Source organism: Lactobacillus delbrueckii subsp. bulgaricus (assembly GCF_046938665.1).
Taxonomy (GTDB): domain Bacteria; phylum Bacillota; class Bacilli; order Lactobacillales; family Lactobacillaceae; genus Lactobacillus; species Lactobacillus delbrueckii_C.
The window spans coordinates 1-19,441 of the sequence record NZ_JBKZCD010000011.1 but is presented as its reverse complement, the minus strand read 5'-3'; the positions used below and the strand labels follow the sequence as shown (position 1 = coordinate 19,441).

Here is a 19,441-nt window from a genome sequence, read left to right as displayed (position 1 = left end):
TTCCCATAAAAAATAAGATCATGAAGGACATTCTTTCCTTCATGATCTTTTGCTTTTGTCAAAAATTATTCTCCCCGCCAGCCGGCAATGTCCCAGCTGGTGAAGTCGTAGTCCAGTTTCTTCTTGTAGATTCTCTCGTAAGCCTGGACCTTCAGCTTGTAGTCTGCTTCCATCAAGCAGCTGGCGTTCTCGCTGGCCGTCTTGGTCGGGTCCGGGTAGAGCACGCCCAAAACATGTACGGTGTACCGGGTCTGGTAGAAGTGCTCGTTCTGCTTTTCCAGTTTTGGCAGGTCCTGGATTTCCACGAAAGTCGAAATCACCGGTACGTTGCACTTGGCCGCGAAGTAGTAGGCCCCGCGCTGTGGCTTACGGGGCTTGCGGTAGTTCCACCACATCTCCTGCTCCGGGAAAATCAAGACCCAGTGGTTTTGGTTAAAGGCATGGTTCAAGTGCTGGATGAATTCCCGGCCCAGGTAGTTGGGACTCTGGGTCAAGGGAATTGAGCCCATGTTGTTCATGATGTAGGAGAAAAAGCCCGGCAGCTTCAAGTTGGTCTCCTCAATCACAATGTCCATCCGCCGGTGGGCCTTCTGGGCCAGGCGGTTAACGGCCAGGGCGTCAACTTGGTTGAAGTGGTTGGCCGTCACGATGGCGCCGCCCTTAGGCAGGTCCTGCAGTTTGTCCGCGCCGGTCACCTTGGTTGAGCCGGAAATCGTCTTGGTCAAGGCCTGTAGAAGCTCGCGGCCCACGGCCCCGTCAAATTTTGTCTGAAGCTTGTCCTGCTTTTGCCAAAAGTCTTCCACCAGGGCCAGCTTTTCCTCGCTGGACATTACCGGGTCGCCGATTTCCGTTTTGGCGGTAAAGTTTCTTTCATTCGCGGCCTGTTTGATATTGTTGATCACGTCCAGGCGCTTGTCACCGATAATCATTTCATTCTCCTCATTAAGTTAAAAAGTTACAGGGTAACCTTGATCGTCTGTTTCACGTGGAACCAGTTGCCAGGATCAGCCAAGAGCAGGTCAACTGCTTGGACCATCTCTTGCATCTTGGCCTTTTCTTTTTCCCGGTCTTGGTCAGTGAAGTTGGCTAGTTCTGCCTTGAGCTCCTCGTAAAAAGCTGTTTCCTTGGCGCTGGCCCAGAAGAAGCGCTCGTACTTGACCCCGGTAAAGTGCCAGGGCTTGTAGAAGAGGTTGTAGTGGACCAGGCCAGGATTGGCAATTTCCGGGTCAAAGTCATTAGGCATGGCATCCCAGCGCGGGTCCAGCAGTTTGATTCGGCCGGCGCAGATTTCATTCAAGTAGTCCTGGTCAGGCGCGATTGAGTTGAACTGGTAAGTCGTCAGCAGCTGCAAAAACTTGTCCAAAAAGCCTTCTGCTCTGAGCGCTTGGCAGTTCATGACCAAGACCCCGGAATTGATGTAGCTGGCTGGATTTAGGCCCAGAACATCTTTGAGATAGACCTGCAAGGGCTTGACGTATTGAATTGACTGGTCATGGCAGGCTCCGATCAAGTTGTTGGCAAAGTCGGTCTGATACAGCTTGGCCAAGTCATCGTTGATAACGGTATCGGCGTCAATGTAAATCGCCTTGTCATATTCCGGAAAAAGGTCCGGGATGAAGAGGCGGTAGAAGATGGACAGGGTAAAGAATTCGGCCCGCAGATAGTTCCCCTTCTTGTTTTGAATCGGGGCAAAAAGCTGGTCATCCAGCTGACGGAAGTCAATTTTGACATTGGCCCTTTCATAAGCCGCCAGGGCCTGCTGGTGGGCCTGGCTTAAGCCTTGGTGCAGGATGATGACCTTGTAGTCATTGTTAGGTCTGGCCTGTTTGACCAAGGAATTTATGGAAACAGCCAAATATGGCGTAAAGTCGTCACTGATGGTGTAAAAAATTGGAATCGTCATTATTCTTTCCTCCAAGCAGAGTTAGTCTCCTGTTTGTTTTACAGCTGGTCTTTCAGTTGCAGGTATTCATTGAGCAAGTCATCATATTCATGCAACTTTAACACACTGTGGACCCTTTTTACGTCCCAAGGCTTGACCGTCTGAGTTCTGAAGTAAGGGAAGAAGCGGAAGCTGGTGGTAAAGTGCTGGATGACCGTGTCTTCCTGCAGGGCATATTGCTCATTGTACTTGCGCGGGGCAATCCGCTTTTCCTTGGCCAGCTTGTTGATAGCTGTCTGGTCAGGCAGGAACATCTTCTTGACCTGCATCAAGTGACGGACCCGTTTAAAGAGGCCAGTCCGCTTGATTTCCGGCATGTTCAAAAGGAGAACCCCGGAATTCAAGTAGTCAAAAATCTTCTTTTGATTGTGGAAGAAGAAGCGGCCAAAGTAGTCCAGGACCCCGACCAGTTCCGTCCCGGTCAAGTCCTGGGTGTAGAACTGGTCAACCGGCCGGCGGATGATCACGTCATCATCCAGGTAGAGGATGCGGTCGGGAATTTGCGGCAGTTCGTCGGCAAAAAGCCGGAGCATGGCGTAGGGGGTGAAGCGGGTGCCCATGTTGGCCGTCGGCGGTTCCTTGATGAAGTTTTCGGTGCAGTCGATCAGCTCCAGGCTGCTGTTGGGGTTGTCAGCCACGATGAGCGAGCGGATGAAGTCGGCCGCGTGCTGGCTGAAGGGCTTGAAGGACCTGGATTTGCTCTTGGCCCTCATGGTCAGGATGTAGACGTGAACCTCTTCGCCGCGTTCGGCTTTGAGCAGGGATAAGACGGCAATCAGCACGCCTCTTTCAGCGTTGTGGTCACCGCAAAAAAGAAAGTTCATGGTTTTTGCCTCCTTAGTAGAAAAAGTCCTAGTTCTTACTGTCAATTTTAACATACGAGCAATACTCGCAAGTGCTCAGTTTTGCCCGCTCCTGCATGCTTTTGGCGATTTCACCGTGCAGCTTTTCCTGGGCCGCCTTCTTGCCCAGCTTCTCGTCCGGGTAAAAGGGGCCGTCAATATAGACCGTGATTTTCGGCCGCTTGCGCCAGCGGCAGGGCTGGTAGGTGGTCGTCATGGCAAAAGCCGGGGCCTTCAAGCTGACCGGGAAATTGAAGCTGGTCGCCGGGAAGGGGCGGATCTTGGTGTAGTAGGGCCAAAGATGGGCTTCCGGGTAGATGACGATAGCTGCCTGCTTTTCTTCATAGGCGTATTTGACGTCTTTAAGCAGGCTGATGGACTGCTTGATGTTTTTCCCAACCGGCAGGCCAGCTGCCGGAATTACGTACTTGCCTAAAAAAGGAATCCCCCAGTTGGCCTGGGCGGCCAGGGCATAGTAGCGGTAGGGGTTGACGATGGTCATGGGGGTGAAGGGGTCACCCAGCATCTGGGTGTGGTTGCCGTAGACAAAATATCCCTGCTTTTTAAAGGGGCGCAATTTTTCCTTGCCTTTGACCCTAACCAATAAAAAGAGGCGGGAGTAGAGCCAGGCAAAGGCGTAGGCCAAAGTGCGGACCAGGCCGTTCCAGAATTGCCAAGCCGCCCCTTTCCGGAAGACCTGGTAGTCATCTGGGAGCTGGAAGTCCTGCTGGGCGGAACTGACCAGGTCCTCGCTTTCACTGTGGTAGTAGTAAGTCTTTTTACTCATCAAAAGTCCCCGCTTGCTGTAAAATAAAAAAAGCACTGCAAGTGCAGTGCTTAGGGATGATGGGTCGTCAGGGGATCGAACCCTGGACACCCGGATTAAGAGTCCGGTGCTCTGCCAGCTGAGCTAACGACCCGTATCAACCAACACCTTTATTATGCCATAAATTTCAGTAAAAGCAATCTTCTTTTTTACATTAATTGTAATTTTTTTAATTTCGCGGGCAAATCAAGTATAATAGTCACAGTGAAGGAGGTTCATAATGCCTAAAAAAATTCTCGTCGTTGACGACGAAAAACCGATTTCCGATATCATCAAGTTCAACTTGACCAAAGAGGGTTTTGATGTAGAGACCGCTTATGACGGCGAGGAAGCTGTCGAGAAGGTTGAAGAATACAACCCTGACTTAATGATTTTAGACTTAATGCTTCCGAAGAAAGACGGGCTGGAAGTAGCCCGGGAGGTCCGCCAGACCCATGACATGCCGATCATCATGGTTACTGCCAAGGGCAGTGAGATCGACAAGGTCCTCGGCCTGGAAATGGGGGCGGACGACTACGTGACCAAGCCTTTCTCCAACCGTGAGCTGGTGGCCCGGGTCAAGGCCAATTTGCGCCGCCGGGACATCGTCAAGAAGGCAGTGGAAGTCAACCAGCAGAAGGAAAAAGAACAGGAAAGCAATGACATCCAGATCGGTAACCTGCTGATCAAGCCGGATGCCTACCTGGTTGAAAAGAACGGGGAAAAGATCGAACTGACCCACCGGGAATTCGAGCTGCTCTACTACATGGCCCAGCATATGGACCAGGTTATGACCAGAGAGCACCTCTTGCAGACGGTCTGGGGCTACGACTACTTCGGTGATGTCCGGACTGTCGACGTTACGGTTCACCGCTTGCGGGAAAAGATCGAGGACAACCCGGTCCGGCCGAAGATTTTGGTTACCCGGCGGGGAGTCGGCTACTTTGTCAAGCAGCAAACAGAAGAATAATTTGGGAGCCACTGTTTGAGGTGGCTTTCTTTATGTGGATGGATTAATGAAGAAAGATAAAAAAGCACGCAAAGAGAAAGTGAAGAAAGAGAAGACCAACTTGCTTAAGCGCGTGGTCAGCTCGATCCAGACCAAGATCGCCCTTATCTTCATGCTCCTTTTGCTGGCCACGATTGAAATTATCGGGGCCTACTTTACCCGGCAGATGGAACAGACCAGCATCGACAACTTTCAAACCACGATTCAGCTGCAGTCGATCGTAACCGACCAGCTGACCACCCAGCTGGTCAAGAACGGCAAGAGCGCTGACCGGAAGATGAACCAGATCATCACTGACTACAGCAATGACGCGATTTCTGAAATCCAGGTCGTGGACAGCAAGAACGTGATCCGGGCCGTGTCCAACTTAAACGACAAGAACCGGGTGGGGCAATTGTCCAACAACGGCGATATCCGGGAAGTGATCAACTCCGGCCAGCAGAAGACCCAGGTTACCAGTGACCAGAAGGGCAGCTTCATGGTCCAGATCGTGCCCTTGACCAGCGGAACTAACATCGTTGGGGCGGTTTACGTCCGGGCCAGCATGGCTGACGTCTTTAACAACTTGCGCAATGTCTCGATGATGTTCTTGACAGCCTCACTTTTAGCCGTGGTCGTGGCGGCGATTGCCTCCATGTTTATTTCCCGGGCAATAACCCGGCCGATTGAAGAGCTCCGCCAGCAGGCCATCCAGGTGGCTGACGGGGACTATTCAACCCAGGTCAAGATCTACTCTAATGACGAACTGGGCCAGCTGGGGGCGGCCTTTAACACCCTTTCAGCCAAGATCGAGCGGTCCAATGAGCAGTCAGAATCTGAGCGCCGCCGGCTGGACAGCGTCCTGTCCCACATGACTGACGGGGTGATCGCGACCGACCGGCACGGGAACGTGTCGATCATGAACCAGATGGCCCAGGACTTCCTGGACGTCAAGGCTGAAGACGCGATCAACAAGCCGATTTCCCAAGTTTTAGGCCTGGGGGAGGACTACACTTCCCAGGACTTGATCTCCAACCAAAGCGACATGCAGGTCACGGTCAATGCCGGCACGGATGATGAAATGATCCTGCACGCCAGCTTTACCTTGATCAAGCGGGTCACGGGCTTTGTTTCCGGGGCCGTCTGCGTTTTGCACGACGTGACTGAGCAGATCAAGAACGAAGACGAGCAGCGGCAGTTCGTTTCTAATGTTTCCCATGAATTGCGGACTCCGTTAACCAGTGTCCGGGCTTATATTGAAGCCTTGAATGAAGGGGCCTGGAAGGATCCGGAGATTGCCCCCCAGTTTTTGGATGTGACGCAAAAGGAAACTGAGCGGATGATCCGGATGGTCAACGACCTCCTGGTTCTGTCCAGAATGGACCGGGGAGCCACCAAGCTGGAACCGGAATGGGTCAACTTTACCGACTTTGTCTCCCACCTGCTCAACCGCTTCGATATGATTGTCGAACATGACCAGGGCGAGGCCCAGAGCGATACCAAGGAATACGTGATCAAGCGGGACCTGGGCAACCAGGCCCTTTGGGTGGAAATCGACACTGACCAGATGATGCGGGTGATCGACAACATCATGAACAACGCTATCAAGTACTCCCCTGACGGGGGGACCATCACGGTCCGCCTGACCCAGAACCAGAACCAGATCCTGCTCAGCATCAGCGACCAGGGGCTAGGGATTCCAAGGAAGGACCTGGGCAAGATCTTTGACCGCTTCTACCGGGCAGACAAGGCCCGGTCCCGGGCCCAAGGCGGGACTGGTTTGGGCCTGGCTATCGCCAAGGAAATCGTGACGGCCCATGGCGGCCGGATCTGGGCGGACAGCCGGGAAGGGCACGGGTCAACCTTCTATATTGCCCTGCCTTACGAACCAATGGATGAGGAGGATGAATGGGATGAAGTTTAAATTCAAGTTCAAATTCAATGATTTTCTCCTCCACCTGGCGACCTTGACCGTGATTCTGATCTCGATCGGCCTCTGGGTCACGGTGATGACCAGTGACCAGCGCTTCAGCCGGATCAGCAATGAATCATCCTCTCAGAGCTCGGCTTCTTTATCGACCCACTACCGGAATGTCCAGTCTTTTTACGCCCCGGGCCAGACCTATGTCTTTCAAAACGGGGTCCGCTACCAGGTCCATGACGCCAAGCGGAACCTGCCTTTGAAGTTTGTCCAGTACCTGGAAAAGGTCAAGCTGGGGACGATCGAGAAAATGTCAACCACGGCCAGTGACTATGAGAAACTGCTGGCTGACCAGAACTATATTATGTTTGCCTACCCGGACCAGATCAATTTCACGGTCCTTTTAGGCAAGAAGCAGACCAATTCCAGCCTGCAGTTCAACCGGGTTTTCGTTCCGGTCAAGAGCAAGACCCGCTACCTTTACTTTGGCAATGACAAGGGCAGCCGGGTCTACCGGATAAGGATCAAGTCCGGTTCCTTCCAGCAGCTGGTTAAGTACGTCAAGAGCGCCCAAGACCGGCAGGAGGTCAGCTTCCTACACTTAAAGAAGCTCTACGTGCCTTTTTATGCGAAAGCGGTCAAGGTTAAGGAATACAGCTACCTGATCAGCTACCAGTCCAGCAGCTACTATGCTTCCCGGCTTTTGGGCAGCAGCTACCGGAAGTCAGTGGCTAAGAACGGCCGCACCGTCTACACGGCTGGCTATTCCAAGCGCCTGCAGATCCCTAAGGAAGGCAAGAGCGATGACCACCAGTACCTGTACCAGAACTACCTGACCAGCCAGGAGCGGACGGCCACCCAGGAGATGCTGGAAAGTGCTGCCTATGTCAAGCAGCTGGGCTTGGCTGAACAGGACCTGCGCTTTTTTGAAAGCAGCGGCAAGACGGTGTCCTACATCAACTATATTGAAGGCTATCCGATTTTTGCCAACGATACTTTGGCTCAGACCCAGGTAACCATGGGGACGGAGTCGGTCAGCGTGGCTTTCAGCAGCATAAACCTGCAGATCCCGATCCCGTATGACGGCCATGTCAAGACCTTGCCGAAAACCGCGACCCTGCTGAAGGAGCTGAATAGCATCGGCATCAAGGAAAGCGAAATTGAAAAAATCGCCATCGGCTACCATATCCAGGCCGACAAGAAGCGCAGCGACTTGATCACCCTGGTTCCGGCCTACTTCATCAAGGTTGGCGGCAGCTGGAACAGCCTGGCCGGTTGGAAGAAGGCCAAGGCGGAAAACACGGATCTGTTGATGGAGGGATCAAGTTCCAGCTCCAGCAGCTACTCGTCTTCCAGCTCTTCCAGCAGTGAGTCGAGCAGTGAAGCCAGCTCGAGCGCAAGCTCCAGCGTCAGCCAGGCGGGCAGCCAGGCACCGGCCAGCAGCCAGGAAGCATATTCCAGCAGCCGCAGCCAGCCGGCGGCTGAATCAAGCTCCAGCTCCAGCAGCTCCAGTTCAAGTTCCGCCGTATCAGCAAGCTCTGCCAGCTCAGAGGAAGGAGAAAAGTAAATGGATCATCGCAAAATTGAATGGCTTTTTCTGATCCTCTTCTGCTTAGTCGACATCTATCTCTTGATTGAACTTTGGCGGGCCCCGGTTACCTTGACCTCATCGACCAATTCGGTGACGACCTCAACCAGCTTGAAGACTGAAATGAAGTCAGACAATATTACGGTTCCCTCTCTATCTAAAAAGGGGGACTCGGGCTACTACCTGGCCACTAGAAGCAAGAGCGACTTGAAAGAAGCCGCCAAGAAGCTCAGCAGCGACGTCTCCACCAGCTACACTGAAGGGGACAAGACCCTATACGCGACCATGAAGACCGCGATTCCGCTGGAGCGGATGACGGTGGGCGAGTTCAAGAATGACAGCAATTACGTCCCGCATGGCAAGCAGTATGTCTATGCCAAGAACCTTTCCAGCAACAGCAGCTACGTTTACGTGCAGAAGTCCCAGTATGGCCAGGTTTACAGCAGCCTGGCCCAGCTGGTGGTCAATGTCAAGAACAAGAAGATTACTGGCTACTATCAGACTTATTTGAGCGACTTGACCAGCGTCCGCGAGCTGCAGGCCACGATCAGCCCCTGGCGGGCGGTCAGCAACCTCTACACCACCCGGGAACTGGCTGACAACTCCCGGGTAATGCAGGTTAAGCTGGGCTACACCAAATTGACCGAGGTCCGGGGCAGCGTGATTTTTGTCCCGACCTGGCTGGTCTGGATCGAAAACAAGAGCAGCAAGAGCAGCAGCTTGAAGCGGGTTAACGCCTTCAGCGGCCAGCTTTTGCAAAACAGTACATTGGACGATTAAGGGCAGGAAGGAAAAGATTTGCAATTCGCGGTATTATCGAGCGGATCAGCGGGCAACTGCAGCCTGCTGATGACTGACCAGCACAAGATTTTGATGGATGCCGGCCTTTCAGGCAAGAAGACTAAGGAGCTTTTAGCCAAGGTAGGCGTGGCGATCGAGGACCTGGACATGGTCTTTTTAAGCCATGACCACGGCGACCACAGCGGGGGGATGGGGGTCCTTATGCGCCGCTATCCCCAGCTGAATGCCTTCAGCAACACGGGCACCTGGAAGTATTTGGAGGAGACCGGGAAGATCGGCCGCCTGCCGGAAGACCAGATCAACGTGATTGAGCCGGGCCAGACCAAGTGCTATGGGGACTTGGAAGTGACGGCTTTTGCCACCAGCCATGACGCGGCCCAGCCTCAGTACTACGTTTTCTCCAGCGGGGGCAAGCGCCTGGCCTGCCTGACGGACACGGGCTACGTGTCTGAAGAAGTCGAATATGAGATTCAAGACGCGGATGCTTATTTGCTCGAGTTCAACTATGACGACCTGATGCTGAGAAGCGGCCCCTATCCCTGGAGCCTGCAGCAGCGGGTCCGGTCAGACCACGGCCACCTGTCAAACGAGCAGGCGGCTGAGACTCTGGCCAGGGTTATCAGTTCTAAAACCAAGCATGTTTTCATGGCCCACCGCAGCCAGCAGAACAATTTAAACTATTTGGCCCGGGACGTGGCTGAACAGGTTCTGGCGGAAAAAGACGCCGATGTGTCCAGTGACCTGGAATTGCACGATACCGAGCCGATGACGCCGAGTTCTTTAATTAATTTATAATACATAGGCTTTAAAGCTTTTAATACCTTTTGTTCATATATACTTCAAAAAGCTTGGATATGATAATGGCAACGATAAGGAGTGATAATCATGTCTGAAGAACAAGATAAGCAAAGAAACACGCGCAAGAAGGAAAATAACCGTTTGTTAACTAAAGCGGCCATCATTGGGGTCGTTGCCGGTCTTTTGGGCGGGGGGATTGCTTATGGCGGTTTGTCAGCAGCCAATTTGAACAGCAGTACTTCATCATCCACGGCCAGCTCAAGCAGCAGCAACACTGGTGAAACCGGGTCAGTGACGACTTCATCCAGCGGCACGACCAAGGTCAACAAGTCCACGACTACCAGCGGGACGATGACTTCCGCCTACAAGAAGGTGCAGAACGCGGTTGTTTCAGTCTTGAACTACAAGTACACTTCCAGTTCATCATCAAGCTCTGACATCTACAGCATGTTTGGCTACGGTGATTCGGACAGTTCTGATTCAGGCTCATCCAGCTCCAAGAAGTCTTTGACTTTGTACTCTGAAGGTTCCGGGGTCATCTACACGACGGCCAATGGCAAGGGCTACATCGTCACTAACAACCACGTTATTTCCGGGGCAGCCAAGGTGAAGGTCATCCTGGCTTCCGGGCAGACGATTGCCGCTAAGGTTGTCGGCAAGGACTCAACCAGTGACCTGGCAGTTCTGTCAATCGACTCCAAGTACGTGACCCAGACCGCTTCATTTGGTGACTCCAGCAGCCTGCAGTCCGGGCAGACGGTGATTGCCATCGGTTCACCGGAAGGGTCTGAATACGCGTCTACGGTAACGCAAGGGATCATTTCCTCACCAAGCCGGACGATCACTTACAACTCCAACCAGATGACGGTCATCCAGACTGACGCGGCCATCAACTCCGGTAACTCCGGTGGTGCCCTGGTCAACTCTGACGGCCAGGTTATCGGGATCAACTCCATGAAGCTGTCCAGCTCCAGCAGCGGTGACTCCGTTGAAGGGATGGGCTTCGCGATCCCGTCAAACGAAGTTGTGACGATCGTCAACCAATTGGTCAAGAAGGGGAAGATCACCCGGCCGCAATTGGGCATCAAGGTAGCAGCGATTGCTGAACTGAACAGCTACTACAAGAAGCAGCTGGGCATTTCAACCAGTCTGAAGAAGGGCCTGTACGTGGCCAGCGTAACTTCAGGTAGCGCGGCAGCCAGTGCCGGGATCAAGAAGGGTGACGTGATTACGGCGGCTGACGGCAAGACGGTCAACGACGTAGCCACCCTGCACAGCATCCTGTACAGCCACAATGTTGGCGACAAGGTCAAGATCACGGTCAACCGGAACGGCAAGACCATGACCTTCACGGTAACCCTGCAGGCAAGCAACTAATTTAAGAACAAATAATCCAGTGGATCAGCAGATCTGCTGGATTTTTTGCTTTTTCCAAAACGAAAACAGGGAGAAAAAGGCGTAAAGTTCGGATATTTTTCTTGTCAAGGAAAATTTTTGAGGAGACTTTATCCCCAATCCTGTGGAAAACACTGTGAATTGTGCAAAAAATGGGGTAAAAAGCACTAAAAAAGCTGTGGATAAGTTGTGGATTGTGTGTAAGTTCCACGGGTAAAAGTCATGTTAAAACGTCTGTTCAAGGCGGCAGGCCGGGCTTTTTGGCTGATTGTTTGTGAAAAGGTCCAGTCCACAGGCGCTTTGTGGAATGGTTACACGGGATTTTAGAAATTTTTTTGCAAAAAGCTAGACCTAGATAGAATTCTGCTCTAGTCCACTAGATCTAGAAAAGGCCTTTCCACAGCTGTGGAAAAAGGCGGTTGATAAACTGTTAATTGTGGGGACAGAAGCAAAAATGGTAAAATAGGGGCATTATGAATATCAAAATTGTTTGCGTTGGAAAATTAAAAGAGAAGTATTTTAAGGACGGGATCGCGGAGTACCAGAAGCGGCTGAGCCGTTTTGCCAAGGTGGAGATCGTGCAGGTGCCGGATGAAAAGGCGCCGGAAAGCCTCAGTCCGGCCCAGATGGAAGAGGTCAAGAAGCGGGAAGGCGAGCGGATCCTGAGCAAGATCAAGGATAAGGAATATGTCTACGTTTTGGCCATTAAGGGCAAAGAGCGGGCTAGTGAAGAGTTCGCCAAGGAACTGAAGGACCTGGGGACCTACGGGCATTCCGACATTACTTTCGTGATTGGGGGAAGCCTGGGGACCAGTGACGCGGTCAACAAGCGGGCCAACGATCTCTTCAGTTTCGGCAAGCTGACCATGCCCCACCAATTGATGCGGCTGGTTTTGATTGAGCAGATCTACCGGGCCTTTATGATTAACTCTGGCAGTCCTTACCACAAATAGAATAGATTTTTTAGCCTCTCCTGGGTAATAAACAGGAGGGGCTTTTTGTATACGAATCAGTCTAGTGCTAGAATCTAGGGTGAAAGTGTTTGAATAAAGTATTTTAGTCATGAAAGGGATGGTTTTGATGACTAAAACAGAGCGTTACATGTGGCTGGCCAATGACCTGCTTTTGACGGCAGCGGCAGTGTCTTTGATCATTAATTTAGTTGGCCAGACGGCTTCCGGTTATGCCTTTAGCGGCAGTCATGGGCGGGCAGCAGAACTGCTCTATGATGCCTTTATTTTGCTCGTTGCTGCGGCTGTTGTGGGGGTCTGGCTGAGCAAGTGGCTAGCTCCTGCAGCGGCTTGGGTAATTGGCGCCTGCCTTTTGCTGGGCCTTGTAATTGACCGGGTGGTAGGCCTGTATTTCGGCTTGACCTGGTACTGGACTTTGGCTGTTGTAGATTTGGCGGTTAGTCTGGTTCTGGCCAGCTACCGCTGGCGGGGGAAGGCAGTCTTTAACTATTGGCTGGCTAGTATCCTCTTGGCCGTCAGCCTGGTCAGCTGCGTGATGGCCTGGCTTGGGTAACCGAAGAACAAAAGTTATTAAACTTAGCAAGAATCACTGCTCAAAAGTTGAACTTGAGCTTACAATATAAGTGAATAGCCTTTTAAAAATAGGAGCGTGATTATGATGAAAAACTTTGCAACTAAGCCAGCCGTCAAAACCGCCTTTCTGCTGGCCGGCATCTGTTTAGCCTTGTTTATGGCAGTTCAGTGGATCTTTGCCTTAGGCAACCCGGGGCCAGTATCTTGGGCCATTGCTAGTATGATTGCAATCACAGTGTTAACCCTATTTCTGGGCATCGCGCCCTTGACCAAGCTCAGCCCAGCAGCTGGCTACGTAATTGCTGCAGCATTAGCGGTTGTTGTCTTGATTTTTTGCTTCAACATTCATGAGTACATCTCAATCGGCATCTTGTACTTGCTTTACGCGGCTCTGGCCTGTGGCCTTTTATGGGCGAAAAAATAGACAGAAAAAATGGCTTCCAGGATTTTCTCCTAGAAGCCATTTTCTTTATGCTGATTTGATTAAGCGAAGATTTCTTCAACTTCAACTACTACGGCAGCAGCAGTTTCTGGCTTGCCAACCTTAGCAGCGTATTCCTTAGCAAAGTCGTCGCCTTCGTGGATAGTCACGCTGCCGACCACGCGCACGTTAGTGTGGCTTGGCACGTCAGCAACTACAACAGCAACCTTGCTGCCGTTCTTGATGTTTTCCCACAAGTGGGAGAAAGTAACTTCACTCCAGACCAAGTGCTTGTCGTCCAAAGCAGTTACAGAGCCCTTAGGACCAACTTGTGGCTTGCCGTCCTTGTCAACGGAAGCAACGAAGGCTAAAGCGTCGTTAAAGAACTTTTGTTGGTCAGCAGTCAAAGTAGTAGCGTCTAATTTCTTCATAATGGTAATTTCCCTTCTTTTTACTTAAAGTAACAATTTTTCTCTTGATACTTAATATTATAGGACCCTGCCAGGCAAAAGAAATTGATTTAGGTCAAGTTTATAACTTTTTTACTAAAATTTTTTGCGATTTCTACGGTAGTAGAAATGCGCCCAGATTCAAAAAGACAATGGCGATAATAAAGAGCAGCCAGTCTTTTTTAGTCAGTGGCACAGCGATGATCACCGACCGCGGAGCCCCTTCTTTGTAGCCGTGAGACTCCATTCCTTGGGCTAGGTTGTCGGCGCTGTTTAAGGCTACTAAAATCGCCTTAAAGTACAAAAGTGGGGACCAAAAGGAGAGGTAGACTCCCCGCATCATCCCTGCCACCCGGATCTGCTTGACCGCGGCCTGCATGCGGGGGATGATGTTCAAAGCCGCCAAAGTCCCGTAGGCAAACTTGCTTGGCAAGTGCAGGTTCTGTTCCAGCGACCGGGCCATCTCTTCTGCCGTGGTTGAAATGGTCAAGCAGGCCGTCGTAAAGGTGTATACGAAGACCCGGCTGGAAATGTCCAGGGCATACCAGAGGTCGCGGTGGTCACTGAAGATGTAGCCCGAAGAAAAGACGGTAATTGCCGCTAAGCCCGTTGCCAGAAGCATCCCGCCCAGGGCCTTAGGCTTGATCCGCCGGTATAAGAGGTAGGCTAAGGATAAAACAATAACGATGATGTTGCTGAAAAGGCTGACCTTAAAAGATAACTCCAGTGAAATAATCAAGGTCAGCAGGAATTTCAAGCTGGGATTCATTTTGCTTTTAGTCATTTTTCCTCCTAATCCTGGACAAAAGCCAGCTCTCTGCCGGCCAGGCGCAGGTGGTAGTCGCACCAAGTATTGATTCCGTAGAACTGGTGGCTGATCAGCAGGATGGTCTGCCCGCTCTTTTTCTGGCACTTTTTGAGAAGGCCCACAACTTGCTCAATCGACTTCTGGTCCAGGCCGCTCAAAGGCTCATCGATCAAGAGCACTTCCTGGCCTGACAGAAGTATCAAGAGGATCTGCAGCTTCTTTTTCTGCCCGCCTGATAAAGAATAGACCACCTGGTCCAGGTGGTCGGCCAAATCCAGGTCAGCCAGGGCCTGGTCCAAGACTTCCGGAGTGAAGTAGGGGCAGGCGTGCTTTTTGCTCAAATCCAGCTCCTCTTTGACAGTAATCGCCATGAACTGGTCAGCTGCGTTTTGAAAAATCTGGGCCACATGCTGGAAGTAGGTCCGTTCCTTGAGCTTGGCCACTTCCTTGCCCTCCCAGGTAAGTGATCCCTGGTAGTCCAGCAATTTGGTCATGGCCTTAAACAGGGAACTCTTCCCGCTGCCGTTTGGCCCCGTGATCAAGGTTACCTTCCCCTTTGGGATGGCTAATTCCTTTTGCTCAAGCAAAGGCCGGCCCTGCTTGATGGCGAAATTTTTCATGACAAAAGCCGCTGGCTCCTTCTCCGGCAGGGAGAAGTGCAGGCTGATTGGCTCAGTAGCCAGGAGAAGTGCTTGTTCATCCTTAGTCAATAAGTCCACTTGCTCGCCTTTGAAGCGGTAGACCCCGTCCACCTTTCCCTGGTAGTCGTCAAAAATGTGGTCGGTGATGATGATGGTCTTGCCCTGCTCTTTCAGCTTGGCCAAGCGGCCAATCAAGAAGCGGCGGGCCGCCGGGTCCACGCTGGCAAAAGGCTCATCTAATAAGAAAATGTCCACGTCCATGGCGACCAGGACGGCCAAGGCTACCCGCTGCTTTTCCCCGCCGGACATGGTTACGATCTTCTGGTCTAAAAGAGCGTCGATTTCCGCGAATTCGCTGGCCAGCTTCAGCCGGTCCGCAAATTCTTCTTTACCCTTGCCCAGGTTTTCCATGGCAAAAATAATCTCTTCTCTAGGCGTGGCCATGGTAAACTGCTCGCCGGCTTCCTGGAACATCATGGCCTGGCTCCGCCCGCCCAAAGAGACCTGCCCGCTGGTCAGCTGGCCCCCGTATTTCGGGTAGAGGCCGGCCATGATCTTGAGCAGGGTCGACTTGCCGCAGCCGGTCGGCCCGATCAAGAGGGAAAAAGTCCCCGCCGGCAGGGTTAAGGACAGGTCGCGGATGACCTCCCGGTCCCCGTAGGAAAAGGTTAAGTGGTCAATTATCAGTTCTGCTTGCAAAATAAAAAGTCACCTCAAAAATGGGGTGACCATAAGCAGCAGCATTTTCCCTTGCCAGCATTACCTGGCCAGGTTCCATGGGTATCATCTCAGCCTTCCGGCACCCCGTTGATTCGTCAAATTGATTCTTATTTTATTATATTGGATTTGCTAAGGCCTGTCTAATTCAAACTTTGTCCAAACTGATTGAAAAAGCCGATTTATAGCACTTTTCTTAAAATAATCTGGGAAGTGGCTTTAACGAAAAAATTTTTAGCTGTATCCTAGAATTACAGACTTTTAGACTTTAGTGGGAGAGAAAAATGTCAGATCAACGAAGACGAGTAATTACCGTGGCCTTGATGTTGTCAAACGTCATGTCCGGCCTGGACAACACGATCATCAACACCGCCTTGCCGCGGATCATTGCCGATTTGCACGGGATTGAGTATACCGGCTGGCTGGTGGCCATCTTCTTATTGGGGACGGCTGTTTCCACGCCGCTTTGGAGTAAATTAGGCGAGCGGCGGGGGAATAAGCTGGCCTACCAGCTCGCGGCTGCCTGCTTCTTGCTGGGGGCCCTGCTCCAGGGCTGCGCCCAGCAGATGTCCTTTCTCTTAACCTTCCGCCTGTTGGCCGGGATCGGCAATGGGGGGATGGTGTCGCTTCCTTATATCATCTACTCTGACCTTTATCCAAACGCCCACAAGCGCTTAAAAGTGCTGGGGATGGTCTCTGCCTTCTTCACCACGGCCACCATCTTAGGGCCGCTCTTTGGGGGCTGGATCGTTGATGCCCTGTCCTGGCGCTGGGTCTTTTACATCAACATCCCGGTGGCCTTGATTTCCATCGTTTTGATCCAGATCTTTTTCCTGGATGAGAAAAAAGACCGGCCAGTTCGCAAGGTCGACTTAGGCGGGGCCATCTGCCTGTCCTTTGGGGTGGTGGCCCTCTTATTGGGGACCCAGCTGGTGGGTTCAGCCAGTCTGGCCACGGCGCTTTTGATCTTCGCGGCGGCCTTGATTTTCATCGGCCTCTTGGTCATTATTGAGCGCCGGGCGGAGGACCCGATTATCCCGGGCCGTTTGTTCAAAAATATCCCCCTGGTGGTCGACTTTACTTTGTTCGTTTTGATCTGGGCCGCCATGTCGGCTTACAGCGTCTACGCGCCGATGTGGGCTGAAGGTTTGATGGCCACGACTGCCCTGGTCGGGGGGATGACCCAGATTCCCGGGGCCTTTACCGACATGCTGGGCTCCTTGTCCGTGGAAAAAATGCGCCGGCGCTGGTCGGCCTACCAGGTTATGCTGGCCACCTGCTGGCTTTTGACGGCGGGCTACCTGGCCATGGCCGTGGCTCCGCGCTATTTCCCTTACTGGGGGATTTTGCTGGCCGGGATGCTGCAGGGCTGGGGCAATGGGGTCATGTTCAACCAGCTCCAGGTTAAGGTGCAAGAAGACGCGGAAAGCCAGGACGTGCCGGTCGCTACTTCCTTCTCTTACCTGATCCGGATGCTGGCCATGGCGATTTCTTCCAGCGTCTTCGGGGTCATCTTGAATGAGCACCTGGCTAAGGGGGTCAAGGCTAGCGGCGGCAAGATCAGCTTGTCCATGCTCAACCACTTGTCAGACGCCAAGACCCGGGCCAGCCTGCCCAAGCAGGATTTGGGCCAGATGGAGAATATCCTTTACGGGGCCATCCACGCGATTTTCTGGGCCGCTTTTATCCTGGTCTTCCTGTCTCTGCTTTTGGCCATCTGGGCCCGCTGGCGGGAGAAAAAATTGGCCAAGTTACGGTAAGTTTTTTAGGAAAGGGGCAAGCCGATGACTGAAATTGCCAAGTTGCGGAAAAAATTGCAGGAAGCTGGGGATGCCGCCCTGCCGCTGACTAAAGGGAAGGGGCAGACTGCTGATTGCCAGTTTGTTTTACTAGGCGACAAGGCTGAAGGCTGGAAGACGGACTCCTTGACTGCCTTGCTGCTTTTAGCGGGGACGGGGCGCTTCCGGGCTGACCAGCAAAAGTGGCAGGTCAAGCCCGGCGACTGGTTTCTCCTGGCAGCTGGCCAATCTTGCCAGGCCAGTTTGAAAGAGGGGCTCTTGGTCCAGCTAGTCTTGCCAGAAGCTTTTTCAGTGAAAGACTTGAAAAAGGAGCTTATGCTGGGAGAAGCTGAAGAAGTAGGGACCCACGGCCGGGTGGCGGTTGACGGGCCGGCTGGAGCGGCTTTCCTGGCGGCCTTGAATGAGTACCATACTAGCGATTCTTTAGCCCCAATCCTGCTCAAAAGCCACCTGCTAACTGCCTTGGCCCTGGCCTTGCGGGCACTAAATGAAGCGGGCAGCTTGAGTGAGCGGGAGATCCGCCGCTATATTAGTGAAAACTACGTCTCGACCAGCTTAAAGAGTGCCGCAGCTTACTACCAGCTCAGTCCCAACTACTTTTCCGACCTGGTCAAAAAGAAGACTGGGCAGAGCTTTATTGAGCTGGTTGACGAGCAGAAGATGGAGGCAGCCGTCCGCCTTTTGGCCCGGCCAGACCTGTCGATCAAGCAGATCATCGGCCTGGTTGGCTACCGGGGCAAGTCCTTCTTTTATGAAAAATTCGGCAAGTATTACGGGATGTCGCCGGCGGCCAAGCGTAAGGAGCTCTTCCGCCAGCAGGGGATCAATTTGTAGACTAAGCTAAAAAGGCAAAAATGCCACTAAATAAAGTGACATTTTAAAAATTGTGTCGTTGAATTCCCAAAGCAACGATGATTTTCCGAAAGAGGTACACACCAATAGTTAAGCCAAGAAAGTTTGACCAAAATGTACTAAATGACAATTTATCAAATAAGTATTGGATTGGCAGAATGCAGGCAAAAAAGATTGTCAATGAGATAGCAGCTTTTGCATACTTATTTTTTGGCATTTTCTTTTTTAGCTTATCCATATTTTCTCCTATATTAATTTAGATAATACCAAATTATACCATATAACACAGCGGCTGCTGATTTTGCTGCTCACTTCGGCACATGGTTCTTCACCATATAATTTTACTCATTCTTCTCCTCCTCACTCGTAATCTTAAAATATTTTGCCAGATATAGTTCAAAAAATCACAAAAATTGCAGATTTGGTAACCTTTTTCATATTTTCATTTCTCACTTTGATGCCGATGCAGCCGGCTAACTTAGGATTGTGAGCTCGCCTAAGGTGCTAACCCTAGCCCCTTTATGCTCTAGGCTAGTTTGACCGTTAAAAGAAGCAGAAGAACTGATTCTCAGTACTCGTCCCGAAGGGCACTTTATCTTAGGCGATGAAGGTTATATAGGCAAACGACTGCATGATGCCCTCAAGATAGACGGTTATATACTGTGGACACCTTATTGGAAAAATATGAAGGGTGCTAAGCAGCATAACAAAAGAGAGCTAATGGCAATTCGCAGAACAATCGAGAGTGTGTTTTCTGTACTAAAGTACTACGGAATTGAAAATATACTTGCAAGAAGTGTAGATGGTTTCCAACAAACTGTCGAGATAATTGTACTAACTTACAATATTAGCTACATCCTAGAGAGATATGGATTCAGCTTCTTCAAGTAGCACCACGCGTATCCTTATATCCTATATATCCTCATTCTTTTTCTTAACATTACCTAAAACACAAAGATATTACATACTTGAGAAGTCCTCTTGATTCAGTCCCTTCAGAATCAAGGGGGCATTTTTGTTTTGGGCTGATTGTACAATCAAATTTTGGAATGCTCTAGTATGTATATGGATATAATAATTTCCCTTTGGTGCGCTTGCTCCTTAGGGGAACTTTGTCCTTTATATTATCA

At 51.4% G+C, this 19,441-nt stretch carries 18 protein-coding genes, 1 tRNA gene and 1 pseudogene; 12 read left to right on the top strand and 8 right to left on the bottom strand.

The features are described from left to right. Positions 1-65: 65 nt before the first annotated feature. The 5 genes from ACLUXO_RS06260 to ACLUXO_RS06240 form a co-directional block, all read right to left on the bottom strand. Positions 66-929: a 1-acyl-sn-glycerol-3-phosphate acyltransferase gene (locus ACLUXO_RS06260; protein WP_412136790.1), complete on the bottom strand. Its 864-nt coding sequence runs from the start codon at positions 927-929 to the stop codon at positions 66-68. A 26-nt stretch (positions 930-955) separates the two neighbouring features. Beyond that, positions 956-1,903 (bottom strand): glycosyltransferase family 8 protein, encoded by a 948-nt coding sequence (locus ACLUXO_RS06255; protein WP_412136789.1) that lies wholly within the window; start codon positions 1,901-1,903, stop codon positions 956-958. A gap of 38 nt (positions 1,904-1,941) precedes the next feature. Further along, positions 1,942-2,766, bottom strand: coding sequence for a glycosyltransferase (locus ACLUXO_RS06250; RefSeq protein ID WP_412136788.1), 825 nt, complete (start codon positions 2,764-2,766; stop codon positions 1,942-1,944). Between the two features lie 28 nt (positions 2,767-2,794). After that, positions 2,795-3,571 (bottom strand): lysophospholipid acyltransferase family protein, encoded by a 777-nt coding sequence (locus ACLUXO_RS06245; protein ID WP_412136787.1) that lies wholly within the window; start codon positions 3,569-3,571, stop codon positions 2,795-2,797. 60 nt (positions 3,572-3,631) lie between these two features. Continuing rightward, a tRNA-Lys gene (locus ACLUXO_RS06240) sits at positions 3,632-3,704 on the bottom strand. 126 nt (positions 3,705-3,830) lie between these two features. On the opposite strand from ACLUXO_RS06240, the gene yycF reads away from it, so the two are divergent. The 9 genes from yycF (at position 3,831) to ACLUXO_RS06195 (ending at position 13,048) form a co-directional block, all read left to right on the top strand. Beyond that, the gene (gene yycF, locus ACLUXO_RS06235) at positions 3,831-4,559 is read left to right on the top strand and encodes a response regulator YycF (protein WP_412136786.1); all 729 of its coding nucleotides are present in this window, start codon (positions 3,831-3,833) and stop codon (positions 4,557-4,559) included. Between the two features lie 46 nt (positions 4,560-4,605). Further along, positions 4,606-6,501: a cell wall metabolism sensor histidine kinase WalK gene (gene walK / locus ACLUXO_RS06230; RefSeq protein WP_412136785.1), complete on the top strand. Its 1,896-nt coding sequence runs from the start codon at positions 4,606-4,608 to the stop codon at positions 6,499-6,501. Continuing rightward, positions 6,491-8,065: a hypothetical protein gene (locus tag ACLUXO_RS06225; protein ID WP_412136784.1), complete on the top strand. Its 1,575-nt coding sequence runs from the start codon at positions 6,491-6,493 to the stop codon at positions 8,063-8,065. Before walK ends, ACLUXO_RS06225 begins: the two co-directional genes overlap by 11 nt. Further along, positions 8,066-8,866 carry a two-component system regulatory protein YycI gene (locus tag ACLUXO_RS06220; RefSeq protein ID WP_412136783.1) on the top strand — a complete coding sequence of 267 codons (801 nt, stop codon included), beginning with the start codon at positions 8,066-8,068 and terminating at the stop codon, positions 8,864-8,866. Positions 8,867-8,884: 18 nt separating this feature from the next. Continuing rightward, on the top strand, positions 8,885-9,682 hold the full coding sequence (locus ACLUXO_RS06215) for an MBL fold metallo-hydrolase (protein WP_412136782.1): 798 nt from the start codon (positions 8,885-8,887) through the stop codon (positions 9,680-9,682). 90 nt (positions 9,683-9,772) lie between these two features. Continuing rightward, positions 9,773-11,062: a S1C family serine protease gene (locus ACLUXO_RS06210; protein ID WP_412136781.1), complete on the top strand. Its 1,290-nt coding sequence runs from the start codon at positions 9,773-9,775 to the stop codon at positions 11,060-11,062. 491 nt (positions 11,063-11,553) lie between these two features. Further along, positions 11,554-12,033 carry a 23S rRNA (pseudouridine(1915)-N(3))-methyltransferase RlmH gene (gene rlmH / locus ACLUXO_RS06205; RefSeq protein WP_003620648.1) on the top strand — a complete coding sequence of 160 codons (480 nt, stop codon included), beginning with the start codon at positions 11,554-11,556 and terminating at the stop codon, positions 12,031-12,033. 127 nt (positions 12,034-12,160) lie between these two features. After that, complete coding sequence (locus ACLUXO_RS06200) at positions 12,161-12,604, top strand: hypothetical protein (RefSeq protein WP_412136780.1); 444 nt, start codon at positions 12,161-12,163, stop codon at positions 12,602-12,604. A 102-nt stretch (positions 12,605-12,706) separates the two neighbouring features. Next, positions 12,707-13,048 carry a hypothetical protein gene (locus ACLUXO_RS06195; protein ID WP_412136779.1) on the top strand — a complete coding sequence of 114 codons (342 nt, stop codon included), beginning with the start codon at positions 12,707-12,709 and terminating at the stop codon, positions 13,046-13,048. A gap of 59 nt (positions 13,049-13,107) precedes the next feature. Here the strand turns inward: ACLUXO_RS06195 and ACLUXO_RS06190 are convergent, their stop codons facing one another. The 3 genes from ACLUXO_RS06190 to ACLUXO_RS06180 all read right to left on the bottom strand — a co-directional run bounded on the left by ACLUXO_RS06190 (position 13,108) and on the right by ACLUXO_RS06180 (position 15,642). Further along, positions 13,108-13,476 carry a pyridoxamine 5'-phosphate oxidase family protein gene (locus ACLUXO_RS06190; RefSeq protein ID WP_201331567.1) on the bottom strand — a complete coding sequence of 123 codons (369 nt, stop codon included), beginning with the start codon at positions 13,474-13,476 and terminating at the stop codon, positions 13,108-13,110. Positions 13,477-13,609: 133 nt separating this feature from the next. Then, positions 13,610-14,278 (bottom strand): energy-coupling factor transporter transmembrane component T family protein, encoded by a 669-nt coding sequence (locus ACLUXO_RS06185; protein WP_412136778.1) that lies wholly within the window; start codon positions 14,276-14,278, stop codon positions 13,610-13,612. A gap of 8 nt (positions 14,279-14,286) precedes the next feature. Continuing rightward, positions 14,287-15,642: an ATP-binding cassette domain-containing protein gene (locus tag ACLUXO_RS06180; RefSeq protein WP_412136777.1), complete on the bottom strand. Its 1,356-nt coding sequence runs from the start codon at positions 15,640-15,642 to the stop codon at positions 14,287-14,289. Between the two features lie 302 nt (positions 15,643-15,944). On the opposite strand from ACLUXO_RS06180, the gene ACLUXO_RS06175 reads away from it, so the two are divergent. From ACLUXO_RS06175 to ACLUXO_RS06165, 3 genes and pseudogenes are all read left to right on the top strand, one after another. Then, positions 15,945-17,420 carry an MFS transporter gene (locus ACLUXO_RS06175; RefSeq protein WP_412136776.1) on the top strand — a complete coding sequence of 492 codons (1,476 nt, stop codon included), beginning with the start codon at positions 15,945-15,947 and terminating at the stop codon, positions 17,418-17,420. 24 nt (positions 17,421-17,444) lie between these two features. After that, positions 17,445-18,293: a helix-turn-helix domain-containing protein gene (locus ACLUXO_RS06170; RefSeq protein WP_412136775.1), complete on the top strand. Its 849-nt coding sequence runs from the start codon at positions 17,445-17,447 to the stop codon at positions 18,291-18,293. Between the two features lie 564 nt (positions 18,294-18,857). Continuing rightward, positions 18,858-19,202 (top strand): annotated as a pseudogene (locus ACLUXO_RS06165) (transposase); the annotation flags it as partial. Positions 19,203-19,441 lie beyond the last annotated feature (239 nt).

Coding starts and splice junctions, on each gene's coding strand:
- ACLUXO_RS06260 (WP_412136790.1), bottom strand. CDS start 929: ATGATTATCGGTGACAAGCGCCTGGACGTGATCAACAATATCAAACAG.
- ACLUXO_RS06255 (WP_412136789.1), bottom strand. CDS start 1,903: ATGACGATTCCAATTTTTTACACCATCAGTGACGACTTTACGCCATAT.
- ACLUXO_RS06250 (WP_412136788.1), bottom strand. CDS start 2,766: ATGAACTTTCTTTTTTGCGGTGACCACAACGCTGAAAGAGGCGTGCTG.
- ACLUXO_RS06245 (WP_412136787.1), bottom strand. CDS start 3,571: ATGAGTAAAAAGACTTACTACTACCACAGTGAAAGCGAGGACCTGGTC.
- yycF (WP_412136786.1), top strand. CDS start 3,831: ATGCCTAAAAAAATTCTCGTCGTTGACGACGAAAAACCGATTTCCGAT.
- walK (WP_412136785.1), top strand. CDS start 4,606: ATGAAGAAAGATAAAAAAGCACGCAAAGAGAAAGTGAAGAAAGAGAAG.
- ACLUXO_RS06225 (WP_412136784.1), top strand. CDS start 6,491: ATGAAGTTTAAATTCAAGTTCAAATTCAATGATTTTCTCCTCCACCTG.
- ACLUXO_RS06220 (WP_412136783.1), top strand. CDS start 8,066: ATGGATCATCGCAAAATTGAATGGCTTTTTCTGATCCTCTTCTGCTTA.
- ACLUXO_RS06210 (WP_412136781.1), top strand. CDS start 9,773: ATGTCTGAAGAACAAGATAAGCAAAGAAACACGCGCAAGAAGGAAAAT.
- rlmH (WP_003620648.1), top strand. CDS start 11,554: ATGAATATCAAAATTGTTTGCGTTGGAAAATTAAAAGAGAAGTATTTT.
- ACLUXO_RS06200 (WP_412136780.1), top strand. CDS start 12,161: ATGACTAAAACAGAGCGTTACATGTGGCTGGCCAATGACCTGCTTTTG.
- ACLUXO_RS06195 (WP_412136779.1), top strand. CDS start 12,707: ATGATGAAAAACTTTGCAACTAAGCCAGCCGTCAAAACCGCCTTTCTG.
- ACLUXO_RS06190 (WP_201331567.1), bottom strand. CDS start 13,476: ATGAAGAAATTAGACGCTACTACTTTGACTGCTGACCAACAAAAGTTC.
- ACLUXO_RS06185 (WP_412136778.1), bottom strand. CDS start 14,278: ATGACTAAAAGCAAAATGAATCCCAGCTTGAAATTCCTGCTGACCTTG.
- ACLUXO_RS06175 (WP_412136776.1), top strand. CDS start 15,945: ATGTCAGATCAACGAAGACGAGTAATTACCGTGGCCTTGATGTTGTCA.
- ACLUXO_RS06170 (WP_412136775.1), top strand. CDS start 17,445: ATGACTGAAATTGCCAAGTTGCGGAAAAAATTGCAGGAAGCTGGGGAT.